This is a genomic window from Streptomyces sp. TS71-3 (assembly GCF_018327685.1).
Lineage (GTDB): Bacteria > Actinomycetota > Actinomycetes > Streptomycetales > Streptomycetaceae > Streptomyces.
On the sequence record NZ_BNEL01000001.1, the window covers coordinates 5,933,687 to 5,939,903 of the forward strand.

General features: G+C 70.6%; 4 protein-coding genes and 1 pseudogene. All 5 read right to left on the bottom strand.

From position 1 onward, the window contains the following. Nucleotides 1-26 precede the first annotated feature (26 nt). Complete coding sequence (locus Sm713_RS24365) at nucleotides 27-230, bottom strand: hypothetical protein (RefSeq protein ID WP_212912246.1); 204 nt, start codon at nucleotides 228-230, stop codon at nucleotides 27-29. A gap of 203 nt (nucleotides 231-433) precedes the next feature. After that, nucleotides 434-1,768: pseudogene (locus tag Sm713_RS24370) on the bottom strand (NF041680 family putative transposase); the annotation flags it as partial. A 622-nt stretch (nucleotides 1,769-2,390) separates the two neighbouring features. Then, the gene (locus tag Sm713_RS24375; RefSeq protein WP_212911670.1) at nucleotides 2,391-4,001 is read right to left on the bottom strand and encodes an FAD-binding oxidoreductase; all 1,611 of its coding nucleotides are present in this window, start codon (nucleotides 3,999-4,001) and stop codon (nucleotides 2,391-2,393) included. Between the two features lie 31 nt (nucleotides 4,002-4,032). Then, nucleotides 4,033-4,737, bottom strand: a complete 705-nt coding sequence (locus Sm713_RS40625; RefSeq protein ID WP_308293187.1) for a ScbR family autoregulator-binding transcription factor — start codon at nucleotides 4,735-4,737, stop codon at nucleotides 4,033-4,035. A gap of 67 nt (nucleotides 4,738-4,804) precedes the next feature. Then, nucleotides 4,805-5,650, bottom strand: coding sequence for an SDR family NAD(P)-dependent oxidoreductase (locus Sm713_RS24385; RefSeq protein WP_212911671.1), 846 nt, complete (start codon nucleotides 5,648-5,650; stop codon nucleotides 4,805-4,807). Nucleotides 5,651-6,217: the final 567 nt, after the last annotated feature.

Here is a 6,217-nt window from a genome sequence, read left to right on the forward strand (position 1 = left end):
TGCTCGTTGGTGGCTACCTACCCCACCTATCCGAGCATGTGGCTGATTCCGCCCTGGCCGTCCGTGCCGTTCCAGACCGTAGCCGCCAGCCAGATCGGGAACCAGGACACCCGCTCCGGCAGGAACGGGGCGGTAAGGAGCCAGGCGACGGGCGGGGCGGCGAACAGCAGACAGCAGCACCAGCCCTTCCTGGAAGTAGCAGCGGGCTGTGGTGTCGAGTTCGTGGGCACCCGGCAGAAGGTAAGCGGTGCCCATGGCCTGCGCATGAGTATCTGTACCTACAACGCCGCCTGTCGCGGGTTCTGCCCCGTTCGTCGGGGTTTGGTGCCGACCTTGTGGTGAGTGGGCCGCTGGTGTGGCTGGCCGGTGGCCGGGGTTCAGGAACCTCCGTCCGACGGCAGCATCCCCAGCAGGTGCACCGAAACCCTCCCAGCCGGAGCACTCTGCCCACGTCGTGGCGGATTGCCCTGTGCCGGTTCTTCGTCCCCGGCGGTCGGCCGGGGCCCGCCGGACCCGGGCAGGGGTGAGTCGTTCGGGCGGGGCCGGCTTCTCCCAGGGATGCCGGAGGTCCTGGACGAGCGGACGGGCGAGGCGGAGCTGGGTGTGGGCGGCGATGGCGAGCCAGGTCCAGCGGTCGGCGGCATCAGGGCTGCGGAGCTTGGGGGGCGGTCCACCCGAGGGTCTGTTTCATCATGCGGAAGGTGTGCTCGACGTCGAATCTTCGCAGGAACGCCTGCCAGCAACGGTTGATGTCCGCTGCGGTGGCGCCGGTCTTGGACCACCACAGCCACAACGGTTTCGGGTCGGCGCCGGACGGCAGGTGGGAGACCTCCAAGCGGGTCACCGTGCCTTCGATGATGGGCAACTCGGCATTGTGGTCGATCCAGGCGGCCCGGCGGGTCAACCGCGGGTGGAGCCGGTCCCAGGCCCGGACTGTGGCTGTGCCGTAGAGGCGGGTGTCGCAGACGGTCACCACGTGCTCCTCACCCCAGGTATCCGGCTGGCCGAAGACGAACTCTCCGCCGTGCTTGGGCGGTCGGCCACCTTTGGGGTCGTAGACACGTGGTGGTGTCGGCCGGCGCATCACGCGGTCCGACCGTGTCCGGCCCAGGATCTCAATGGGCAGGTCCGCCAGCAGGTGAGCGAGCCGCGGAGCGTCATAGCCAGCGTCGACCACAATCAGGACGTCCGGGTCGCCGTCCTTCCACTGAGCCGAATCGACCAGCCGCTCGACGACTTCGCGGATCTGCGCGGTGGTGACAGCGGCGACGTCGGCGCCGGGCTGAAGCCGGACAGCGTCCAGAATCGCGGTCCACGACGTCCGCCCCGTCTCCAGTGCGGCCACGACCGAGTAGGGCCACCCCGGAATCATCAAGTGCTTGTTGTCGCCGTACCCGTAGGTGTGGCAGAAGCACCGGTCAGGGGTGGTGTCCGCGTCCGGGCGGAGCCAGGGCGAGACGTCGACCGCGAGAACCAGGCGGCTGTCAGCCGCCTTCGGCAATGGCACGGAGACCAGCGCCCGCCGCAGTCGGCCCACGTCCATCCGCCCCCGGTTCAGACCCGCATAGAGAGAACCGTGCCCGCGGCGGTATTCCGGCACCAGAGCTAGGCTGACCAGCGTCTTCACAGGCCCGTCAGCGCATAGCATCGCGTCGGTGAGCTCGAACAGCGCATCCGCACGCGCGGTCAGCGACGCGTACAACTCCCTCCGGAAGTGTGATAGCAAGCCGAACGGCTCCCGCTGAACATCGTGATGCAGCAGACTCACTTCTAGCTGCCTTCGATAGATCCCGTATCTCTGTGACGGAGCACAGGATCAGACGAGGGCCGCCTATACATCCGCCGAATTGCGAAAACTCTGATCAAGTTCGAGCCGTGTTCGATGTCGGACCTTAAACGACAAGCTGAGAGGTCGTTTTCGCCTCTGATGTACAGGCATTTTGTGTTTTACGCGGTGCGAATCAGCGGTGCTGGGAGGGCTGGGTATGCGGGTGGGTTTCGATGGCTGCGTGGGGTGACTGCTGGGGCGGGATGTTGCTGGTGCCTGTCTCGTCGCAACGTGACTGGCGCGGGGGCGTGCCTGCGTGCTTCTGCAACCGTCTCCGCACGCCTGGGCGCCTCTGCTCGCCCGGTGGTACATCCGGGTCATGGCTGAGCGTCGCGCCTACCTCAGTGACCTGGCGGTGAGTGAGCCGGTGACGGCTCCGATGACGGCGTCGGTCGTGACCCGTACGTTGTACTTCCGTCAGGAGCGCGTCGGCCGGTACGGCTCATCGAGCCGCTTGAAGCACAGTCCCTCCAGTTCGGCTGTCCGTGCCCGCCCGGCGGATACCGGCCAGGGCACGGACACGCATGTCAGCGTCTGCTGCCCGTGGGTGTCAGGGGGTGTGTCAGTAGGTGATGGACAGCGCGTGGTGGAAGACGTTCCCGGGGTCCCACTCGCCCTTGATCCGCTGGAGCCGCGGATAGTTGTCCTTGTAGTAGAGGGTCTGCCAGGGGGTGCCGGAGGCGTTCCACTCCGGGTCCTTCAGGTCCGTGTCCGGGTAGTTGATGTACGAGCCGTCGCTGTCGCCGTCGATGACCGGGACGCCGCCGGTCGCCGCGTACGTCTCCTTGTAGAGCCCTCGCATCCAGTCGACGTGCCGGGCGTCGTCGGCGGGGTCGGCCCAGTAGGTGATGAAGTTGGCCTTGAGGACCGAGTCCCGCTGCGGCATGGCGGTGTCGGCGGGGGCGGGCACGTTGGCGCGGCCGCCGTAGGTGTAGAGGAGGACGGAGGCGTGGCCGTCGTAGCCGGGGTCGGACAGCCGCCGGTACAGGGCGGCGATCTGGTCCTCGGAGTAGGCCCGGCGCAGGTAGGCGCCCTTGGACTTGGAGCGGTCGTAGGCCCCGGTCTCGTACGGGTTCTTGAGGGTCTCCTTCAGCCAGGGTCCCGTCGCCCGGGTCCTGGTGTGCGCCACGTCCACGCCGACGGTCACCGCGCCGATGTAGTCGTCCACCAAGTCGGCCGCGTTCGCCAGGGTGCCGTCGACCTGGACGTTGAGGCCCACCGTCCCGAGGGCCGCGTTGTGCAGCAGTAGGACGCTGTTCAGGCTGGCGTACGGCCCGCCGTCGCCGTCGTTGTCCGTGTGCCACTGGCCGTGGTTGCGCACGATGCGGGTGAACGCCTCCTCGGTGAGGTCGCTCCACTTCCAGCTGACGGACGCCTTCAGCAGCGCGCCGGGCGGCCTGGGCAGCAGGCCGGCCGGGTCCCCGGTGGCGCCGGGGGTCCTGAACCAGTACTTGGTGACCACGCCGAAGTTGCCGCCGCCCCCGCCGGTGTGGGCCCACCACAGGTCGCGGTGCGGGTCGTCCACGTCGCTGGTGGCGATCACCGCCCGCGCCTTCCCCGCGCCGTCGACGACCACCACCTCCACCCCGTACAAGTGGTCGACGACCGCTCCGTACTGGCGGCACAGCGCCCCGTAGCCACCGCCCTGCACATGGCCGCCGACGCCCACGGTCGGGCAGGTGCCGCCGGGTATCGTCACGCCCCAGTCCAGGTACAGCGTCCGGTACACGTGGCCGAGTTGGGCGCCCGCCTCGACGGCGAACGCCTGCCGCTCCTCGTCGAAGTACACGGCGTCCATCTCGGACACGTCGAGCAGCATCCGTACCTGCCCGTCGTCGACCAGCCCGTCCAGGCAGTGGCCGCCGCTGCGGACGGCGATCCGCGCGCCGTCCCGCACCGCCTCCGCGACGGCGGCCGTGACCTGCTCGGTCGTGTGGACGATCCGCACGGAGTCCGGCTTCCCGACGAAGCGGCCGTTGTACCCGCGGGCCGTCAGGTCGCCGTACCGGACGTCGTCCGAGGTGACGGTGACCGCGGGCGGGGCGCCCACCGCCCGGCCCGTCTCCCCGGCGGTGTCCGGCGCGCCCGCGTACGCGGGTCCCACGGTGGTGAGCGCGGCGACCGTGCCGCCGGCTCCGGCGCCGAGGAACCCGCGGCGCGTCAGTGCTGACATCTGCATCTCCCGTTCTCAGCGATCTTGTTTCTCAGGGCTCGTGCTTCCGGGCGGTCGTGCTTCCCAGGGGTCGTGCCGGGTGTGCCCGGTCGTCTTCCGGCCGGCCGGGCGGGCACGCCGCCGGCACCTCGCGGGGCGGCCGGAGCGAGAAGGTACTGCCCTCCGCCAGCACCATCCGCAGCAGGGCGTCCCACAGCCTGCACAGCCGCGGGTCCAGGTCGGCCCACTCCACCGCGAGGGAGAGCAGCCGCATCCCGGTGAGCGCCTCCACGAAGACGTGGGCGATGTCCACGGGCAGCAGGTCCGCCCGTATCTCCCGCTGCCGCTGGGCCAGCGCGAGGAACTCCGTGACCAGGGAGAGCCACCGCAGTTCCGCGCCGTGCGTGCCCTCGCCGTCGGGCTCGCCCTCCACCCGGAGGCGGAACCCGGCCCGGGCGACGGGGTCGTGCGCCATGCGGCACGCGGCCTCGTAGGAGAACTCGACGAGGCCCCGCAGCCCGCTGCGCTCCCGCACCCGGACGGCCATCGCCAGGGCCGGCCAGATGTCGTCCTCCAGTTCCAGGACGGCGGCGGCCAGCTGCTCCTTCGAGTCGAAGTGGAAGTAGAGCGCCCCGCCGGTCACGCCGGCTTCCCGGCTGATGTCGGCGACGCTCGTCCTGTGGTACCCGTGTGCGCCGAAGCCTTCCGCGGCCGCGAGGAGGATTCGGCTCCGTGTGCTCTCGCCTCTCGACAGCAGAACGCACTCCTTCCGTTACGCCGTCCGGCCGGCCCGCGGTCGGCGCGGAACGCCGACCGGCGGACGGTCAGCGCGGAGAGGCGTCCGCGCCCACGGCCGGCATCGGGGTGCCCGTCAGCTCCTCGCTCAGCCGGCGCAGGCGGGCGCGCGCGCCCTCGTCGTGCGCCTGCGCGTGGGCGCGCGCCACCTGCGAGCGGTTCACGTAGAGGCCGCTGTTCCTGGCGTACTCGGGGTCCGTGACCAGGCGCGCGGTGTTCCGCACGCCCTCCGCGACCGTGCTCTGCGGGGTGAAGAGATGCGTGACGATCTTGGTCGGCATGTACGAGGCGGGGTGCAGGGAGTTGACCGTCACCCCGGTGCCGTCGAGCACGTCCGCCAGGTCCATGGTGAGCATGATCTGGGCGAGCTTGGCCTGGCAGTAGGCCTGGCCCCCGCTCCAGCCGCTGCGCAGCATGACGTCGTCGAAGTCGATGGGGGCCTGGCCCGCCGAGGTCACGTTGACGATCCTGGCGGGCGCGGAGTCGACCAGCAGCGGGGCCAGCCGGCAGCTCAGGATGTACGTGGAGAGGTAGTCGACCTGGAAGGTCAGCTCCAGCCCGTCCCGGCTCTCCCGGCGGTCGAGTTCGACCCCCATGCCCGCGTTGTTGACCAGGACGTCGATCCGGGGCCGGGACAGCAGCCGGTCGGCGAGCGACTGGATCTCGGCGAGCGAGGAGAAGTCGGCCCGCTCGTAGCTCAGCCGCTCGTTGCCCGTGGCGGCCCGCAGCTCCGCGAGAAGCTCCTGGCCCTTTTCCTCGCTGCGCCCGTGCAGGACGAGTTCGGGTCCCAGCGGGGCCAGTTCATGGGCGAGCGCACGGCCGAGCCCGTCGGTCGCGCCGGTGATGACGATGGTCTGGTCCGCGATGGACGTCATGTCGTACCTCCGGTAACGGGCAGGACCCTGCCCGGTGGATGACGCGCCCCCACGCGGCCCGTACGGCCGCCAGGAGGTCGCGTGGTTCACGTGGTGCGAGTGGTACGTGTGGTGCGCCTCGGGCGCGTGATGCGAGTCGGGCGCGCGGTGCGAGTCGTACGTGTGGTGCGGGCCGTGCGGGTGCGAGGTGGTGGGCGCCCGGAACGCGATCCCCGGAAGGGGCGTCCCGGGCGGTGTCCCGGGCGGTGGGCGTCCCGGGCGGGGTGGCCGGGACGGGGACGTCCGGAGCCGGGGCCCGGAGGGGCGTCCGGAGCGCGGCGCGGGGTCAGGGGGCGAGGGCCGCTTCCCCGCCGTCGAGCCGCGCGGCCACCGCGACGGTGTCGGCGATGGCCGCCGCGTACCCCGGTCCAGCGATACGCGGTCGAAGAGCAGCCGGTACCACATCGGACCGAACACCAGATCGATGAGGAACTCCTCGTCGGGGTGGCTGACTCACCGCCGATCCCGGGCACGCCGGATGATCTTCGCCACCTCCTCGCGGCGCGGGCCGGTCAGCCGCTTCCAGAG